Raw genomic sequence first — 19,064 nt, 5'->3', positions numbered from 1 at the left:
GCAATAAGTTCAATAACCATTTTAACAAAAGGACGTATCAGTCGATTAATTTCTGGTTCAAATCACTAAGGAAGGATGTTGATGCAGCGATATTTGTCGGCTTTCGATAAACATTCAATCTCTCTATCTTGCCGAAGAAAACCCAGCCGACAGTAAATTTAACAAACTGGTAACATGAGTAGATGATCCTCTATGTAGAATGATTTGGTATATCAGCTAGATACAATATTCAGCTTTCCAAATCACCTCCAGATTTCAGCCATGTCACCACAATGATGTTATTTACTATCTAAACCCCGAACATTATGACTCATTATTGTCCTCTTCCGCCAATCCTTTGTAACAAAAATTGATTTGCGAATGCACTCACACGTTTAAAAGTTACATGTTACTTTTTCAGTCATTTGTTATTTAAAACAATCGGATAAGTGTCATTTTACCTTCCTGAGCTGTTATTCTTAATCTGTATCTTTAGTTTTATGTAACCAAATAATATTTCTAGCAAGGAACAGAAGTTTAATGAAAAGGATCATTAATGCGTTGCAAAACCTTGGCAAATCTTTGTACGGCCCGGTGCTAATTCTCCCTATCGTCGGGCTATTTATTGCTTTTGGCAATGTATTGGGAAACGGTAACCTTGCAGAATATTTTCCATTTTTAAACCATTGGTTAGTTCAGCAATCTGGGAAATTGATCTCCCAATCTGCTGTTTCAATATTGAGCAATCTGGCGTTGATTTTTGCTGTTGGAATCCCTATCGGGCTGGCAAAACGCAATAAAGGTTATGCCGCATTGATCGGTCTGGTCACTTTCGTTATTTTTATCAATGCTATGCACGTTACTTTAGCATTACAGGGAAAATTGGCGGCAGAAACGCAAATGCGCAATGTTGGCCAAGGCATGGTTCTGGGTGTGCAAGTGTTGGAAATGGGCGCTTTTGCCGGGATACTGATCGGTGCATTGGCTGGTTATTGCTATAACCGCTATTCGTCAAAACAGTTTAATGGTGTGATGGCAATTTATTCCGGGCACTGTTTTGTCGCCATTCTGATGATCCCTCTGGCCGTTATATCGGGTTACTTAATGAGCGATATTTGGCCCTACGCACAACGGGGCATCAGCGCCCTTGCTCACGGTATTCATGAGTCCGGGCCATTTGGCGTCGCCATATACGGCTTTCTGGAACGCATTCTGATCCCATTAGGCTTACATCATCTGGTTTATACGCCCTTTTTGTATACCGAATTAGGGGGCGTTACAGAGGTATGCGGCACTGTACATCAAGGAGCACGCAATATCTATTTCGCTGAAATGGCCTGCCCAACTGTACATCAACTTAGTAACAGTGTGGTATGGGATGCGCGAGGGATCAGTAAGATGTTTGGCCTGACTGCCGCTGCGCTGGCAATGTATGTGACTGCCCACCCAGCAAAGAAAAGTGCGGCAAAAGCTGTTCTCATCCCTGCCGCTATGACCACTTTTTTGTTAGGCGTAACCGAACCACTTGAATTTTCTTTCCTGTTTGTTGCTCCGCTACTGTTTGGCGTTCATGCCCTGTTAACTGGTTTAGGTTTTATGCTGTTCTATCTACTCGGCGTACATGCTATCGGCGCTAACGGTATAATCGACTTCATACTATATAACTTACCGCTCGGCACCGAAAAATCTAACTGGCCAATGTATATCGCCGTAGGGCTAATCATGTCGGTGATTTATTTTTTCGCATTCCGTTTCCTGATTTTACATTACGACCTGAAAACCCCTGGACGAGAAAGTGACGATCAAGAAACACGCCTCTATAGCAAGAAAGAGTATCAAGTTGCCGATGATGACAAACCAGGACAACAAATCATCTGCGGATTAGGCGGTACAGCGAATATTGTTGCTATCGACAACTGCTATACCCGATTGCGCATAACGGTACATGACACCACGCTCATTGACGAAAACAGGCTTAAATCGACCGGCGCAAAAGGTGTCATCTGTCAGGGAAATAACGTTCAGGTAATTTACGGTCTGCACGTCAAAAAGATACGTGAAGCTGTAGAAGAAGCACTTTAACAGGAGCATAAATATGGCTAGCGCCCCTTTCGTTTTAACTATCGCCGGCGGCGGTAGTACCTATACGCCAGGTATCGTAAAAAGCCTGATGGTACGGCTAAACGACTTCCCACTAGCGGAAATTCGTTTGTATGACATCGATACTCACCGGCAAGACACCATTGCGCCGGTAGTGGAAAAAGTGATACGTGAGCATAGCCAGACGATTCGCTTTGTCGTAACAAACGAGGCAAAAACCGCTTTTAGCAGCACCCATTTTGTCTTTGCCCAAATACGCGTTGGTCAGTACAAAATGCGAGAACAGGACGAAAAGATCCCCTTACGTCACGGCGTAATTGGTCAGGAAACCTGTGGTCTTGGCGGATTGGCTTACGGCCTGCGTACTATCATGCCAATGGTGGAACTGATCGATTTGGTGGAGCGCTATGCAGATAACGCTTGGATCGTAAATTACTCTAACCCCGCCTCTATCGTTGCTGAAGGAATACGCCGTCTACGTCCACAAGCCAGAGTACTCAACATCTGTGATATGCCAGTGGCCGCTATGCGCAATATGGCAGCAATTTTAGGTGTGGATCGTCACGATATCACCGTCGATTACTTTGGTCTGAACCATTTCGGCTGGTTTACCAGAGTATGGGTGAACGGAAAAGATCATTTGCCTGAATTACGTCGTCATATCGCTCAGCATGGCCTGCTGACTGCTGATGCGGCACAGACAGACCCGCAACATGCTGATCCGTCATGGGTTAAAACCTGGCGTAATATCAAGCCGATCATGGACCATTTTCCTGATTATGTGCCTAATCCCTATTTGCAATACTATCTGATGCCAAACCACATTGTTGAGCACCAAAATCCTGACTATACCCGTGCCAACGAAGTGATGGACGGTCGGGAAAAGAAGTTGTTTAAAGCAGCGGCTGAGTTTAAACGCACAGGCATTTTACCCGACGCTTTCCATGTCGGGGTACACGGCGCTTTTATTGTTGACGTAGCATGCTCACTGGCTTTTGATTTGCGTCAGCGCCATCTGGTGATTACCGAGAATAGGGGCGCTATCGCTAACTTACCTTACGATGCAATGGTGGAAATACCCGCTTACATTACCGCTCAAGGTCCTGAACCGGTACGTATAGGGAACATCCCCCTGTTTCATCAGGCGCTGCTAGCGCAACAACTGGCTTCAGAACAGTTGTTAGTGGAAGCCGCATTAGAAGGTAGCTATGAGAAAGTGCTGCAAGCCTTCACACTGAATCGTACCGTACCTACTATGCAACAAGCCAAAGCGATTCTGGATGAAATGATCGAAGCTAACCAAGGTTATTGGCCTACACTTAACCAAGCCTGGCACCAAGGTGAAGCAATTTAACCAATATTTAACCTATAATCTGCCTTTTTTACATAAAAAAGAAGATTTTTATGCGAGCCGGCTCACTGTCCGGCAATCATTATCTTGTGGAGATTAAGAAAATTCACCACAATTCGATTATCGAACAGCCGAACATACATATCCTATGGATTTCAATATGCATCGCGACAGCGAGGGAGCGAATCCCCGGGAGCATAGATAACTATGTGACCGGGGTGAGTGAGTACAGCCAACAAAGAGGCAACTTGAAAGATAACGGGTATATGATATGGCTGCCTGCTATCACTGGATAAATAATGGATAATAGATAATGGATAATCGGTTAGCCCCTTTGTTACAGCGCAGCGAAAAAATAACTCGCGCGGAATACCGCGTATTATCTTATTTAACCGCGCATCCATTGTTAATTGGGCAGATTACAGTACGTGAGCTGGCAAAAGCCACGTTCATTTCTCCCGCCACTATTATGCGTCTATGCCAGAAACTGGGGTTCAGTGGCTATAGTGAATTTATTTGGTACTGCAAACAACTGTTGTCCGGTGGAATGCCCATTTTCGGGAATACGCAACCCCATCATGATGAGATAATTCCTGATGCATTTGAACACTTCGTGGCTAACTACCGTAAAACTTTCACTTTGGTCACACCAGAAAGAATGTCATGTTTTAGCACGCTGCTACGTGAGAAAGAGAGTTTTTTTCTCTATGGTGCTGGTTTTTCCGGGCTATTTGTCAATTATTTGACGCAAAAATTGCAAGTACTAGGGAAAACGGCTTTCAGATCCGACCCAGGAGATAGCCGTAAGATCTTCCTAAGTAATGCGATGAAATATGAAGTTTTTATCGCTATCTCTCGCAGCGGTCAGACAGAACAAGTGTTGGATAAAGTACGCATTGCTCATAATATTGGTATGACAGTCATTGCATTCACCCGCTCATCTGCTAATCCATTGGCTTCACTAGCTGATGTGCACTTTGCACTATATGACGAGGCAATTTATTTTGATGCGGAAATCAACGAGATCACTTCATTCGAGTCTAATCTGATCATGCTCATTGATTTATTATTATTACAGGCAACGTCTTAATTCACAGAACAAAAACCATACAATATGATCTCGACAGCCAAGGAAAATAAAAGTACAGGAAGGGATGTTAACTATTAAATCAAACTGGCATGAAATGATTTAAATAATTTTAGTACTAAACAATACTGATGTTTATATATTCTCATATAGAGGTATTTTTACATATAATAATAAACTATTTGATTAACGGATTCAGGTAAAAATCGATAAATTTTATCTTTATACGAATTAATTATTGCAATCTGTTATATAATCAGGTTATTTTAAATGGAATCAATAGAAAAACTCTTCAGATAATGATTAAAATACTCATTAAGGAGTTGTCATGTTAAATATAAAAAACAAACAAAATAATATCACTCCGCAATTAGTTTACCTGAGAGAAAAAAACTATAATCTTTGGGAAGCTAAACATTGCCAGCCAAAATCTATCTGTGCCAATCCGTTTTTTTACCAACAACTCAACTTATCTAAAAACTCTGATATTACCGAACTTTCAGCAAGTGAATTACCTGCACCGATTACAGAAGATCAGGATTCACAGCACTGTCTTGGTACTCTCTTTCATGTAAATAAAGCAAAAGTTTTTTCTCTAACCTGTCTGTTTTATGGAAAATTACTAGCATCCGTTATGTACCAAACACCATATGAACTTTTTACTCAAGTTAAGCATGCTATTATTTTCCTCTTTTTACAAAAATATACTATCCAAAAACTAGAGGGATATCGTTATCTCAATGACTTTGAGCTCAACGCACCAGAGAAATTTTTGCAACAAGAAAGCATGATGTTTTCCTAAATCAAAATATTACATGAATATGACTAGAAAAAATTCCACTACTTCGCTACAAATAATCAATACCCTGGAAGTAAGCAATGAACCTTGGGGAATAAAGGATAAATCTTCCTGCTTTCTCTATGGTAATGATGCATTAATTAAACTCCAAAATATGAATGCAAACTATGATTATGAAGGTAAATACGATAGTGATATCCCCTGGAAAGGTAATGAATTTGCCAAAGATTTTATTATACATGATTTGCAGGTCATAAAAAATAGAGAAAGTATTTTATCATTAGAGACACATGTATTTGGCCGAGATAAAGTTTTATCATCTTATTTCCAAGAGAAATTTCCATTCTATGATGATAACAATGAATGCATCGGTATTCTTTTCCATGCCTGGAAAGTTCAGGATAATTCATTGACTCGGCTATTTCATAGTAAACTGCCTGCTTCTATTAGGTTTCAATCACCAACTCATCTCCTTACTGAACAGGAATGGGAAATTGTTTTTCTTTTTCTACAAAAATATAGTAGGACACAAATCTGTCAATTACTCAAAATCTCAGATAAAACCATAGAAGAATATATAAGAAAGATTTATAATAAATTGAAAATTAACTCAGATTCACAATTGGAGGAATATTGCCGACTAAATAGTTTTGATCTCTATGCGCCAAAAAGGTTCTTATTGTCTTACTTATAAATACCGTCTACTTATTCAAATTTTTTATAAGGTAATAATGTTATAAAGGTCAAATATGAGTCAATCAGGATGTAAAAAAGTCCCTTTTATTACTCCTCAATTAACTAATATGTGGGATAAAAGCTCAGAACCGTGGTTTGTAAAAGATAAGGAGTTCCGCTTTATTTATGCAAATAAAATGTTTATTAGGGCTAATAAATTACCTGAAAATTTTGATATTATTGGGTATACCGATAAAGAGTTACCTTCACCCGTTAATCAATTTGCTCATCTTTTTGAGGAACATGATCATAAGGTATTGCAGGGTATGCAACGAATATCATCTCTTAGCACTTTCCCTCAAACCAAAAACGAGCAAACTACATCCTATTTCTGTGATAAATATCCATTAATGGATGAAAATAAACAGTGTATTGGCATAATTTCTCATGCCAGAGAAATACATAACTTTACCGTATCTCATTATATGGAGAACAATATTGCTATATCAATCCGATTTCAGCAACCTAACAATCTATTAAAAGAGAAAGAATGGATAATCATTTTTTTATTCTGCCGTGGAGTTAGCAATAAATATATCGCTGACGAAATGAAAATTTCATATCGCACTGTGGAAAAATATTTCGAAAGTATCTATGAGAAACTATCAGTTAACTCAGCCATTGAGCTAAGAACACTTTGCAAAGAGAATAATTATGATCTTTATATTCCCCCCAAATACCTTCAATCCATAGGCCATATTTTGCTATAAACAATAGATTTCATTGCTACATATTTCTCTCTGACCTGTTTAATTAACCTGAATTTTGCTTAAGTTCCCCTAACTGATATATGGATAACAATTTGACGAATTAAAATAAAGGGCTAAAAACGTGACTAAATAATCATTTTTTTGAAAATTTACTTTCTTATTTCTGTTGAAGACTTTATATAAAAAACGATGAAACCAAGAGATTTTTATGAGCATTGACCGATGCCTTACCACAGTCAAATGGTTTACATCAACATTTTGGCAAGAGACAGGGTGTTTATAACCCCCTGTTTCAATGCCAAATCCACAATCAACGAACAATAATCCCTAACAGAATGCCCAATGCGCCAAAATCAGCATCACTGAATGTCGTGTTGGCAATACCAATATCCCCCAAGACGGGCAACAGGAACACGGGTAAAAAGGTGATCAGAAAGCCCTGAGCAAAAGCCCCGAGAATAGCGCCTCTACGCCCCCCTGTCGCATTACCAAAAACTCCAGCCGCTGCACCAACAAAGAAGTGTGGCACTACGCCGGGAATAATGACCGTCATACCTAGTGCATACAGTATAAACATACCGATAACACCAGCCACAAAACTGCTCAAGAACCCTACCAATACTGCATTAGGCGCGTAAGGGAAGACAACCGGGCAATCTAATGCTGGTTTAGCATTTGGTACCAGTTTGTCAGAAATTCCTTTAAACGCGGGAACGATTTCTGCAATGACCATTCTCACACCTTGCAGAATAATGTATACACCAGCGGCAAAAGTAATAGATTGCATTAGCGAGAACATAAATCCATTTTTCCCACCACTGACTTCTCTCACAAAATCACTACCAGCGAATAAGCAACTGATCATGAAAATAATCGCCATCGTAAAAGAGATGGCAACTGGTGTATCACGCAGAAACAGCAAGCTTTTCGGAACATTCATCTCTTCTGTTGAATACGCTTTATTTCCCAGTTTACTGCCAATAAAACCAGATAAAACATAGGAAAGCGTGGAAAAATGCCCAATGGCAACGTCATCAGAACCTGTTACTTTCTTCATATATGGATGGGCAATCGCCGGGAAGAAAACCATAGCAACACCAACAACCACAGAACCAATAGCCACTAGCATAGTGCCTTTGATCCCTGCTGTCGCCAGAATCACCGCGACCATCATGGACATAAATAATGTGTGATGCCCGGTCAGAAAGATAAATTTCCACGGGGTAAAACGTGCAATCAAAATATTGATCACCATAGCAAAGAACATGATCATTGCCATTTCTTTACCAAAACCTTTTTGCGCAATAGAAACAATGGCTTCGTTGTTTGGCATTACCCCCTGAATACCAAAAGCGTGTTGGAAAATCTCAGCAAAATCCCCCAGCGAAGAGACGACTAATCCAGCCCCCGCTCCCAAGATCACAAACCCCATAATGGTTTTTATAGTGCCTTTGATACATTCCGTCACCGGTTTCCTTTGCAAGATCAAACCAATAAGCGCGATAAGACCAACCAAAATCGCAGGTTCTGATAGGACACTCATCAGAAAATGGAAAAATTCCATAACGTCCTCCCGATTACAGAGCACCAAGTTCCGCTAATGCTGCGGACAGACGTACTTTCATTGCCGATTTATCCACCATATTGTCCAGCGCAACAATTTTGCCATCGACGGCCTGAACAACTAGTTGTTCCGTAATATCTTTAGTACCGACAAAAATATCGCTTTGAGTTGCTTTTGCTGACCCCAGATCAACGTGATCAACACTGGCATCGATTCCCATCTCTTTCAGAATACTTTTGATACTCATTTCCATCATCAAACTGGTACCTAACCCATGCCCGCAAACGACTGTGATTTTCATACTGTTTCCCCATAGCAAAAAATAGCGACTTAATACTGGTTAACCACGGCAAGAATCTCTTCTTTACTTTTGGCACTCATCAACAATGCAACATCCTGTTGATTATCAAACAACTCAGCAAGCTGAGCGATCACCTCAATATGACTATGGCTGTCAGTTGCTGCTAGGACAATCAACAACTTGATCGGATCATTTTCCGCAGACCCAAACCCCACTCCATTACTAATCACGGTTAAGGCTAAAGCCAATTTATTGACCCCTTCCTCAGGTCTGGCATGTGGCATAGCGATTCCGGGACCGACAACATAATAGGGACCAATTGCCTCATGCGAACGATAAATAGCATCAATATAGCGAGAAGAAATGGCACCATTTTCCACCAAAGGCTGACAAGCAATCGCGATTGCTTCGCGCCAATTTTCAATATCCGGTATCACTTGGATCACATCCTGGGTAAGTAACCTCTTTAGCATCAATTCCCCCTGACAAAAATCTCATTCCGCTCTACCTACTTTCTGCCCTCTGTCTTCTGCTAGTGATATTAGTCACAAATGATAGCGCTATCTATGATCGTAATTCATTATTGTGATAGCGCTATCATTTGTTATCTGATTAATTCACCAAAAAGCGAAAGTACATTCATGGTTTTTTCCCACGAATTGCCTGAGATCAGGTAGAATCCCATCGTCAAATTCATAGCAGTTAATTAAAAAAACAGAAAAATATTTTGATGAAAAAGACACGAAAACGCCGTAATACAGGGCGAGTAACATTACAAGATGTTGCTAAGTATGCCGGTGTCGGTTCAATGACAGTTTCACGCGCATTGAGAACACCAGAAATGGTATCGGATAAATTACGAGAAAAAATTGAACAAGCCATACAGGAATTGGGATATATCCCAAATGGCGCTGCCGGCGTACTCGCTTCAGGTCAAAGTAATATTATCGCGGTGCTTGTGCCCTCACTGACAGATAAAGCCAGCGCTACATTTATACAGTCACTGCAACAAGTGCTGAATAAACATGCTTTTCAAGTTTTGCTTGGATGTCATGAATATGACCATAATAAAGAAGCCGAAATTATCATGACACTACTGCAAAGCAATGCAGCAGCACTGGTGATTTTCAGTTCACAATTGGCAGATAAAACCTACAGCAATATTTCTCATATCAATATTCCCATTATTAATGTTGCAGGCTCTCATCAACAACAAACAGCAATTAATATAGAAACCGATTTTTCCGCGGCCGCCTATACGTTGACTGAACATATGTTAAATAATGGCCGCAAGCATATCGGTTATATTGGCGCCCAAATGGACAGCCGTTTACGCAATCAGCAAATTAATGGCTGGCATAAAGCCATGCTGCATCACTATCAGAATGCTGACCAAAATATCACTACCTCGGATACGGCTAGCATGCAATTTGGCCGCCAGGCAGTTACTGAGATGTTATTACGTCAACCTGAACTGGAAGGTGTAATTTGCAGTCATGAAGTGATTGCCTTAGGTGTCATATTTGAATGTCAGCGACGTCTACTTAAAATACCTACTGATTTGGCTGTTGCTTGTCTGGAAGGTTCAGATAACTGTGACCATACACAACCAACACTAACATCAATTCGCATTGATTATCCCCAAATAGGCAGGGACACCGGAAAATTACTAATAAAACTGCTCAATCAACAAGGTGAAGATGAAACAAAACATCAAAACAACCAATATCACCTATTTTCGTATAAGTTCGAGCCCAGGCAAAGTGCTTAACAAAAAGCGCTTAACAAAATGATAACGCCATAATGAGACATCCATTGTGATTAAAGCCTGTAATCGTGGTAACTATTTTACCTGCTGGCATAGGTCATGCGAGGTGAAAGGAAAACCCGCGCAATCCTCGACCTTATTTACTATGTCAGCCACCGTCGTTTCAGCTAAAGCGGTTTCTAGCACACAGGTAACACGCGAAAATTCATCTTCTAATACTGGCGTGATATTGTGCCCAATATAACACTTGGGATTAGGTTTAGAACGGTGCAAGGTAAAGTACTGAGGATCTTCAACTGCGCGATAAATATCTAACAATGAGATTTGCTTCGACGGCCGGGCGAGTAACGCTCCACCGCCCTGCCCCATTTGCGAATAAGTCAGACCAGCCTCCGCAAGGGCGCCTAAGAGCCGACGAACAACAGTCGGGTTAGTATTCACACTTTTTGCGATATCCTCAGAACGCACAGCTTGTCCGTGGTGAAGAGCGATATCGGTGAGAATATGAATAGCAACAGCAAAACGGGTAGATGTTGGCACTAGAAAATCCTGTATACCTGAAGGATGTTACGGAAGAATAGCAAAATATGAACAAAAAGGCCGCGTAGTATGTCACTAATTTCGTCACATAACAAGAAATGAAATTCAGAATGTTAACTTGCCTGATTAACATTCCTACTCCTCCCGTTTTGCCACCGTATGCCATTGTTCGGCTCAGTTAATATTACAAGCATGGCAACCGACGTTACCGAATAGAATAATCTGCATGAGCACGCTCAATTTTAAGCGTATCGGCAGTTTGTTGTAATTTAACTAACCGTCCATCCCGCACTGTCCATATATGAACGAAACGAGCAATGAACCGCTTACCACTCTTCACTCGCCCCAAATAATTCCCCAGAACAATGACATGATCATCTGATTCAAAATATTCAGAACTGTCCACAACAAAATCATCAATATCATTTAAAAATGGCACAAAGAAATTATTTAGTATATCTTCGATTCCTTCATAAATCCCACCATACCGAGATCCTTCGGTAATATCCCAAATAACATCACTTGCCATGATCTGGCGAAGAACATCAATATCGCCCATAGAGTCATAAAAACGGCGAACAATAGATACATTTAATGAATCTGACATTATCATTCTCCTTCAAACTATCCTGCAATGAAATATGACCGGCTCTTATAAAATGAGCCGGCCGGATATCTTGGGACATTCAACCAAAAAGCGCCATTGACACTTTAAATTAACATCCCCGGAAAACAATTCGAACATCTTTCATGTTAGGCTATCCATTGCGGGTAAGATATCCCCTTACCTAGGTAAGCGCTGGATAATCAGTATAGCCTATAGCGCCAGGAACCATAAAAGTTTCCGGTTGTTGTTCATTAAATGGCGCTTCAATTAAAAACCGGTGAGGTAAGTCTGGATTGGCGATGAATAATTGACCAAAAGCCACTGCATCAGCCCGGCCGTCAGCAAGAACTTGCTCGGCACTTTCTTTAGTAAGTTCCTCGTTAGCAATATAAGTTGACCCAAAAGCCTCTTTTATCACCTTACTTAAATCACCATCAACCACAGCATCACGTGAGAAGATAAAAGCAATACCTCGTTTACCAAGTTCACGTGCTACATATCCAAACGTCGCCACAGGATTGGAATCCGCCATAGAATAATAACCGCCACGTGGGGATAAATGCATACCAACACGTGATGCTCCCCAAACCGAAATACAAGCATCTGTCACTTCCAGCAGTAATCGCGCCCGATTTTCGACTGAGCCTCCGTACTGATCTGTGCGCAGATTAGCATTATCTTGCAAGAATTGATCGAGCAAATATCCATTGGCGCCATGTATTTCTACTCCATCAAACCCTGCCATTTTCGCATTTTCCGCTCCGCGCCTAAATGCTTCGACAATACCGGGAATTTCCTCAGACTCAAGCGCCCGCGGAATTACGAAAGGACGTTTTGGACGTAATAAGCTAACATGACCATCAGCCGCAATTGCACTTGGCGCCACTGGCCGTTCTCCATTAAGGAAAATAGGGTCCGATATCCGCCCCACATGCCAAAGCTGTATAAAAATACGCCCACCGGCAGCATGCACGGCATCCGTGACCAACCGCCAACCAGCAACTTGTTCATCCGACCAAATACCCGGCGTATCCTCGTAGCCAACTCCCTGCGGAGTTACTGAGGTCGCTTCACTGATAATCAAACCCGCGGAAGCGCGTTGAGCATAGTATTCCGCCATCAGCGCATTAGGGACACGTCCCTCTCCTTCTGCACGGTTGCGTGTCAAAGGAGCCATAATGATGCGATTTGGCAAGTCGAGATCACCAATGCGAATTGGGTCAAAAAGTGTAGGCATATTTTTTCTCTCATATAGATTAATAAATGCACTTCGTTGCAAATCATCAATAGATGCATAGCCAGGTCATACCAGAAACAAACAGCGTTAATTAGGGAGTGTGAACTTTTTCTCTTGATTCTGTTTCTCTTGATTCTGTTTCTCTTGATTCTGTTTCTCTTGATTCTGTTCCCGAGTCTTTAGTAGCAGGCTGCTTCTCTGACATGAATTAATGTAACTTACACAGTTACATAATACAACAAAATAAAAATGTCAGATATTAAAATATTTGCAAGATAATAATGTTATGACACAACAATGACTTTGCTTGAGCATGATATAAGCTGCTTATAGCCTTTGATTTGAGTTAATAAATGAGTGGCATAAAAAAGGCCACGCAATACGCAGCCTTGAAACGCTCTTTAATAGATAGAACCCCTATCCAATGAGTTTTAAATCCGTTTTTCTGTGTCGCTTTTGTTCCTGATAAAAATTTTCATGAGAGCCAAAATTCAGCAGATATAACTCTATTTTCTCTTCAACCCAATAATAACCAAGCAATGTTAACTGGTTAGCCTTAGAGAAACGTCTTATTTCATACACGTCAATCTTTGGATCTTTTTGTCCTTCTGACATAACGAGATACCTTACCATTATTGACTTCGCTTTTTGCCAGCAAAGAATCAAGGATAAAAGAGTACGGCAAATCAGAGTTATTCTCCGCAATGCGACCAATTTTAGCCCAATGCTCAATTTGCTTAGGTACACTTCTGCTTGAAGCTTCTGCATGAATTTTTACATCATTCACGAAATCATCATCCAAACTTATACTGATAGCCATAGTTTAATTTGCCCCTCTGAGATTTTGTACTACATGCGATATAAAACGCATTTGTATGAAATGCAACATTTTATCGCACTATGCAATCATTGATTTCGATATGTCTATTCCCATGATAAACATCCTTTAATGAATAGACGCAATAACCTAATTTGAAAATACGTGATCCCAGTTTTATCTTTTTTAGCCTCCCCCTATCAAAAATTAGTTATGATTATAAATGGTTTGTCTGATGCTGGCAGGCTGTTGGTTGATATGTAAAAAAATTGTTGCCGGAGGATACATATATGAATTTATTGGATGGTTTACAAAAAAAACTGGACGGTTACTTTCATAAAACAAGTGAAATCAACTATGTAAAAATATTTGATACTCCCAAAATATGGGGATTTCCTTTTGGAAAAGAGATAATGCCACAGGCTATTAAAAGGGAAGCAGAATTTGAGGATGCTATTGTAAGTATTCTGGAAAAAATGCGTTATCGCTGTGATATTTCCTCCTTAAATGCCCCGGATGCAGAGTGGAGAAAAGTTATCCTATCAGCTATTGATCGCGCATTTACCAAAAAAATAAACAGGAAGGACAGAACTCAAATAAGGTTCTTATTTGCTCAAACACCGACATCTTTGTTAAACGGTGTGAATTCATACTTCGAAGGCACCCCTGAATATCTGGCATTGAAAAGTGATATTATTCAATTAATTCAGGAAAGGAGAAAGCATTGGGAGTGTATACCTGAAATATGGATTGGTCGGTTTTTCAGAATAGTAGATGGGCTTAAAGTATCATTACAGAAGAAGGTGCTACCAGAGGAAATGTTTCCAGAAGATGACACCAGAATGACATGGAATCATACAAAAATTATCGCAGTTGATGGAATTGAGTCATTTGTCGGGGGCCATAATTTAAATATGGATCTCTTTAAAAATTACCCTCCAGTTCATGATGTCTCTGTTAAAGTTATAGGAACGGCATCATTAAGCTCACAATTATTTTTAAATAACATGTGGGAGTCTGATACAGACCTCTTAACTAAAGAATTCTTTGATATAGATGAAAATAAATGGGTTAATGCAAATGGTATTGTGGGAAAGCCAAAAGATCCATTAAAAAAAGAGCACATTACTAAATATATAGACAGAAAAAAAGAAGAATGCCTAAAAAATCCACCTAAAGACCCAGAATATAAGAAAGCAAGCAGGATATTATCCGTAGGTAAATATTGGTCTGGGCCTGATATGCGAACAGATTATAAAAAAGGCTCTGAAATAATGAAAGAGTTTATAATAAAGAATGCAAAGAAGAAAATTCGCATGTCCCAACAGGATCTTGTCAGTGCATGGAAAAAACAGTGGCGAGATCATCATGTGTGCCGATGGTTGATCGAAGCATTACTTGCCAACCCCGAGCTGGAAGTTCAAGTTGTTGTATCGCCACTTGATGCAGCCGCAGGCGCCGCTGGTGATCAATATTCTTTTGGTTCTGGAGCCAAAAGAACGTTTGAAATATTTAAATACTATTTAACACATGACGAGCACACCGATGAGAAGCTGGAAGATCCGGATGGAATCAGGCTAGCCGCACTGAAAAGAATAGAGATTGCCCCTTTTTTCTTTACAGACAAAGTACCTGAAGAGCTTTCGATTGAAGGTACTACATACAAATGGCCAACCCCGGATGAAAATTCTTATACTGCTACGCTAAAAGAACCGCCTCTTGCTGAAAGACCTCCACAGGTAGGTTCTATAGGACGCCCATTCCGGTCTTTAATTAAAGCAAGTGGTCCGGTATATCCCAAAGTTGCCCCTGCTCCTGGGAATCATGCAAAAGTAACAATAATTGACGATGAACTCTACGTGGTTGGTTCTGATAATCTCTACCCGGGATATCTTTCAGAGTTCAACTATCTTATTGAGGGAAAAGATGCGGTAAAAACTTTCATCGAATCCTACTGGGAACCATTGTGGAAATATTCAAGAACACATTCATTTAATTACAAAAATGTTTGATGTAAGCAACCAGTGTACTGATATATTCCCGCCAACTGCTGGCGGGAATATATACCCGTCATCTTTCAAGTTGCTTCTTTGTTGGCTGCACTCACTCACCCCGGTCACATAGTTATCTATGCTCCCGGGGATTCGCTCCCTTGCCGCCGCGATGCATCTTGAAATCCATAGGGTATAACTTGAAAAATATTAAGAAAATGACTTTTCAACGTAGGAAACCAAATCAACGCGTTTTTCAGTAATAACCTGGAGGCCAGCAGGACATTGGACCTGAGAAACCAGATGCCGATAACCGGATCGCCCCTGTGAAAGACGCCAATTAGATTTTGGCTGTCGCTAAATACTTTGTCATTTCATCATCGGGCACCATACCGCCGCCGGTTGCCCAAACCAGATGTGTAGCCTGCTTCATCTGTTCTACTGAAAGGTTTTTGTTATTCAGATAATCACGGTTTCCACTCACACGAGCGGGACCCGCCATACCAGCTAATGCCGACGGCTCTAACCGGATACCCTCATCACGATTCAGTAACCCCAACAGATTATACATTTCCTGATCTTGAATAGTATAAAATCCATCCAGCAAACGTTCCATCGCACGCCCAACAAAGCCAGAAGCCCTGCCTACCGCAAGACCATCAGCAGCAGTGATATTGTCGATACCGATGTCCTGTACACAAATATTGTCATGCAAACCAGTATATACCCCCAATAACATACTGGGAGAATGGGTAGGTTCAGCAAAAATACAGTGCACATGATCACCAAAAGCCAATTTCAGTCCAAATGCAACACCACCGGGACCACCACCAACGCCGCACGGCAAATAAACGAATAATGGATGATCTTCATCAACCACAATATTCATCTGCTCAAACTGCGCCTTTACCCGTCCACCTGCGACAGAATATCCCAGAAACAACGTTTGGGAGTTTTCGTCGTCGATAAAGAAACAGTTCGGATCAGATTCGGCTTCTTTACGCCCTCTGGCTACAGCTACCCCATAATCCAGTTCGTGTTCCACGACATTGACCCCATGCGAACGTAGCTTTTGCTTCTTCCATTCACGAGCATCGGCAGACATATGCACACTGACATTAAAACCCAGTTTCGCACTGACAATACCAATGGACAGCCCCAAATTGCCGGTAGAACCTACAGCAATGCTGTATTGATTAAAGAACCGTTTAAATTCTTCCGAGAATAGTTTGCTGTAATCATCGTTTTTAGAAAGCAGCCCCGCCTGTAATGCCAATTTTTCCGCGTGAGCTAACACTTCATAAATTCCACCACGGGCTTTAATCGAACCTGAAATTGGCAAATGGCTGTCTTTTTTAAGCAAAATTCTTCCCGTGATACCCACACCATAATATTGTTCCAGTGTTTTCTGCATCGTAGGAATAGCCACTATTTCTGATTCAATAATGCCATGTGTGACGGCTGTTTCCGGGAAAGCTTTACATAAATAAGGCGCAAAACGATCCAGGCGTGCTTTAGCATCCCTGACATCATCAGCGTCCAAACTGACAAAAGGCAATCCCTCTTTAAAGGTGGTGTTACAAGGGTTAAACCAAAAGATTTCCTCTAATTCCATTAAATTTTTTACTAACGGATATTCATTTAGTAATTGCTGAATTTCAGTACTTTTCATGTATGTATTAACCCAAGATAAGTGTTTCCCTGGTATATAAAACAACTCTTACTTGCTTGATTATTAGAATTTTTATTATATTCAATATGTTATGTTTACTATAACTTCCTACAATATATCAGCACATCATACTTTGTTTATTTTTTATCTTCCCCTTATTTTAATTACTACGTTAATGTTCATTTTGTTTATTATTTTAGCTATAAAAGCTGCCTGTTTTACAGGCTTCCCTGGTATTGACACTTCGCACGTCTTATTCTTATTTTTCAAGTTGAGCTGTTACTTCTTTCCATTACACAATAGTAGAAAGAAGAAATGTCCCAACCAACGCAACTACAGACGCAATAAATGTCGCAGTTGTGTAGTACTTAAAAGTTTCACTGAGCGTTGCTCCGCAATATTGCTTAACCAACCAAAACAGTGAATCAGTCACAATAGTACAGCCGATAGCACCAGAACCAATTGCCAATGTAATGATTTCAGGGCTAATATCTGGATATAACGGCAACATAGGCGAAACAATCGCTGTTGCGCCCATCATTGCGACTGTTGCTGAACCAACCGCCGCATGCAAAATAATAGCAACCAACCAAGACAAAAGAATTGGGTGCATATCCAGACTCGACAAAATAACGGCTAACGTATCACTAAGGCCGCTTACTTTTAAAACACTATTAAATGCTCCGCCCGCGCCGATAATTAATAAGATATTGGCGATAGAGGAGAAACAATCTTCTGTTTTCGTCAACAGTGTACTCATTCCCATATTTTGCTTGATGCCCAAGGTGTAATAGGCAACAAAGGCGGCAATGAACATAGCTGTAATAGGATTACCAATAAATTCCAGCACCGCATAAAACATGGTGCCTTTTTCTATATTTAATTCAGCAATCGTTTTAATCAACATCAACCCAATTGGCAATAACACCGTACACAATGTCATGCCTAAAGAGGGTAAATTCTCTTCTTTACGAACTGCAATTTCAGAAAATTCAGCCGGAACCGATTTAAAAGGCAGACGGCTGCCGAGAAGCTTCTGAAATAATGGACCACCTACCAAAGCTGCAAATAGACCAACTATCAGCCCATAAACAATCACCGAACCAATATCCGCACCCAGTTTATTCGTCACAAATAATGCAGCCGGGTGTGGAGGAACAATACAGTGAACCGCCATCAACGCTGTACATAATGGGATCGCTAATTTCAGCAGTGACGTATTGGTTTTCCTGGCAATAGAAAATGCCAGTGGAATTAACAATACCACCCCTACTTCGACAAACAGCGTAATACCACAAACCAAACCAATTAGCACCATAATGATGTCAGGTGACAACCACCGGCATTTTTGCAATGTGATACCAATACGCTCTGCCGCGCCGGATATCTCCATCATCTTACCAAGAATGGTTCCCAGACCAATCACTACAGCCAAAAAACCTAACGTATCTCCGACCCCCCTTTGAATGGCGCTCACCATTTCAACAGGGTTCATTCCCATTAAGACACCGACATAAAAACTGGCTAACAATAGCGCGAGAAAAGGGTGAATTTTTAATTTAATTATCGTAAATACGATTAACACAATACTTGTAAGTAACGTACCAATCACCCAAGGTTGTGAATCCACTTAATCATTCCCCACAGTCAGCCTCTGTTCGTCATACGAATTTTCATTATTGAATATGAATATTCAATTTTTGACAAATGATTAATACATAGCCATGCATGAATCAGATTGAGCCAATTCAGTGATACTGATCAAAATTTTCACTTTATTTGCGATTTAAATCACTAAAACTATCT

Annotated in this window: 18 protein-coding genes; 8 read left to right on the top strand and 10 right to left on the bottom strand. The window is 40.5% G+C overall.

The genetic code is table 11. The features are described 5' to 3' along the window. Nucleotides 1-519: 519 nt before the first annotated feature. The 6 genes from EAE93_RS02265 to EAE93_RS02240 all read left to right on the top strand — a co-directional run bounded on the left by EAE93_RS02265 (nucleotide 520) and on the right by EAE93_RS02240 (nucleotide 6,761). Nucleotides 520-2,061 carry a PTS transporter subunit EIIC gene (locus EAE93_RS02265; RefSeq protein ID WP_040152546.1) on the top strand — a complete coding sequence of 514 codons (1,542 nt, stop codon included), beginning with the start codon at nucleotides 520-522 and terminating at the stop codon, nucleotides 2,059-2,061. 13 nt (nucleotides 2,062-2,074) lie between these two features. After that, complete coding sequence (locus EAE93_RS02260) at nucleotides 2,075-3,433, top strand: 6-phospho-alpha-glucosidase (protein WP_214038985.1); 1,359 nt, start codon at nucleotides 2,075-2,077, stop codon at nucleotides 3,431-3,433. A gap of 310 nt (nucleotides 3,434-3,743) precedes the next feature. Beyond that, nucleotides 3,744-4,520 (top strand): MurR/RpiR family transcriptional regulator, encoded by a 777-nt coding sequence (locus EAE93_RS02255; RefSeq protein ID WP_040149528.1) that lies wholly within the window; start codon nucleotides 3,744-3,746, stop codon nucleotides 4,518-4,520. 325 nt (nucleotides 4,521-4,845) lie between these two features. Further along, nucleotides 4,846-5,319: a hypothetical protein gene (locus tag EAE93_RS02250; RefSeq protein ID WP_052105731.1), complete on the top strand. Its 474-nt coding sequence runs from the start codon at nucleotides 4,846-4,848 to the stop codon at nucleotides 5,317-5,319. 13 nt (nucleotides 5,320-5,332) lie between these two features. After that, nucleotides 5,333-6,010 (top strand): helix-turn-helix transcriptional regulator, encoded by a 678-nt coding sequence (locus EAE93_RS02245; RefSeq protein ID WP_332008030.1) that lies wholly within the window; start codon nucleotides 5,333-5,335, stop codon nucleotides 6,008-6,010. A gap of 55 nt (nucleotides 6,011-6,065) precedes the next feature. Further along, nucleotides 6,066-6,761, top strand: a complete 696-nt coding sequence (locus EAE93_RS02240; protein WP_036775469.1) for a helix-turn-helix transcriptional regulator — start codon at nucleotides 6,066-6,068, stop codon at nucleotides 6,759-6,761. A 310-nt stretch (nucleotides 6,762-7,071) separates the two neighbouring features. Here the strand turns inward: EAE93_RS02240 and EAE93_RS02235 are convergent, their stop codons facing one another. Genes EAE93_RS02235 through EAE93_RS02225 form a run of 3 tightly spaced genes read right to left on the bottom strand, consistent with a single transcriptional unit; the run spans nucleotide 7,072 to nucleotide 9,099 of the window. Continuing rightward, on the bottom strand, nucleotides 7,072-8,325 hold the full coding sequence (locus tag EAE93_RS02235) for a PTS ascorbate transporter subunit IIC (RefSeq protein ID WP_214038984.1): 1,254 nt from the start codon (nucleotides 8,323-8,325) through the stop codon (nucleotides 7,072-7,074). A gap of 13 nt (nucleotides 8,326-8,338) precedes the next feature. Next, nucleotides 8,339-8,626 carry a PTS sugar transporter subunit IIB gene (locus tag EAE93_RS02230; protein ID WP_036807598.1) on the bottom strand — a complete coding sequence of 96 codons (288 nt, stop codon included), beginning with the start codon at nucleotides 8,624-8,626 and terminating at the stop codon, nucleotides 8,339-8,341. Between the two features lie 29 nt (nucleotides 8,627-8,655). Beyond that, nucleotides 8,656-9,099 (bottom strand): PTS sugar transporter subunit IIA, encoded by a 444-nt coding sequence (locus EAE93_RS02225; protein ID WP_214038983.1) that lies wholly within the window; start codon nucleotides 9,097-9,099, stop codon nucleotides 8,656-8,658. A 257-nt stretch (nucleotides 9,100-9,356) separates the two neighbouring features. Here EAE93_RS02225 and EAE93_RS02220 point away from each other — a divergent pair, with 257 nt between their 5' ends. Then, nucleotides 9,357-10,397: a LacI family DNA-binding transcriptional regulator gene (locus EAE93_RS02220; protein WP_036775475.1), complete on the top strand. Its 1,041-nt coding sequence runs from the start codon at nucleotides 9,357-9,359 to the stop codon at nucleotides 10,395-10,397. Between the two features lie 72 nt (nucleotides 10,398-10,469). Here EAE93_RS02220 and EAE93_RS02215 read toward each other — a convergent pair whose 3' ends face one another. The 5 genes from EAE93_RS02215 to EAE93_RS02195 form a co-directional block, all read right to left on the bottom strand. Then, nucleotides 10,470-10,934, bottom strand: a complete 465-nt coding sequence (locus EAE93_RS02215) for an Rrf2 family transcriptional regulator (RefSeq protein WP_036775476.1) — start codon at nucleotides 10,932-10,934, stop codon at nucleotides 10,470-10,472. A gap of 205 nt (nucleotides 10,935-11,139) precedes the next feature. Further along, nucleotides 11,140-11,541: a nuclear transport factor 2 family protein gene (locus EAE93_RS02210; RefSeq protein ID WP_036807590.1), complete on the bottom strand. Its 402-nt coding sequence runs from the start codon at nucleotides 11,539-11,541 to the stop codon at nucleotides 11,140-11,142. A gap of 181 nt (nucleotides 11,542-11,722) precedes the next feature. Continuing rightward, nucleotides 11,723-12,778 carry an alkene reductase gene (locus tag EAE93_RS02205; protein ID WP_110087368.1) on the bottom strand — a complete coding sequence of 352 codons (1,056 nt, stop codon included), beginning with the start codon at nucleotides 12,776-12,778 and terminating at the stop codon, nucleotides 11,723-11,725. A 417-nt stretch (nucleotides 12,779-13,195) separates the two neighbouring features. Further along, complete coding sequence (locus EAE93_RS02200) at nucleotides 13,196-13,393, bottom strand: type II toxin-antitoxin system RelE/ParE family toxin (protein ID WP_036807584.1); 198 nt, start codon at nucleotides 13,391-13,393, stop codon at nucleotides 13,196-13,198. Next, nucleotides 13,362-13,598: a TA system antitoxin ParD family protein gene (locus EAE93_RS02195; protein WP_036807581.1), complete on the bottom strand. Its 237-nt coding sequence runs from the start codon at nucleotides 13,596-13,598 to the stop codon at nucleotides 13,362-13,364. Before EAE93_RS02195 ends, EAE93_RS02200 begins: the two co-directional genes overlap by 32 nt. A 287-nt stretch (nucleotides 13,599-13,885) precedes the next feature. Between EAE93_RS02195 and EAE93_RS02190 the strand changes: the two genes are divergently transcribed. Next, nucleotides 13,886-15,607 (top strand): phospholipase D-like domain-containing protein, encoded by a 1,722-nt coding sequence (locus EAE93_RS02190; RefSeq protein WP_046394686.1) that lies wholly within the window; start codon nucleotides 13,886-13,888, stop codon nucleotides 15,605-15,607. A 319-nt stretch (nucleotides 15,608-15,926) separates the two neighbouring features. On the opposite strand, the gene EAE93_RS02185 is transcribed toward EAE93_RS02190, so the two are convergent. Then, complete coding sequence (locus EAE93_RS02185) at nucleotides 15,927-17,258, bottom strand: D-serine ammonia-lyase (RefSeq protein WP_214038982.1); 1,332 nt, start codon at nucleotides 17,256-17,258, stop codon at nucleotides 15,927-15,929. 292 nt (nucleotides 17,259-17,550) lie between these two features. Next, entirely contained in the window at nucleotides 17,551-18,888 is a 1,338-nt protein-coding gene (gene dsdX / locus EAE93_RS02180; RefSeq protein ID WP_110087440.1) for a D-serine transporter DsdX, read from the bottom strand. Between the last annotated feature and the right edge of the window lie 176 nt (nucleotides 18,889-19,064).

It is taken from the genome of Photorhabdus akhurstii, from assembly GCF_018448925.1.
GTDB classification, from domain to species: domain Bacteria; phylum Pseudomonadota; class Gammaproteobacteria; order Enterobacterales; family Enterobacteriaceae; genus Photorhabdus; species Photorhabdus akhurstii.
This window is presented reverse-complemented; position numbering and strand designations above follow the sequence as displayed.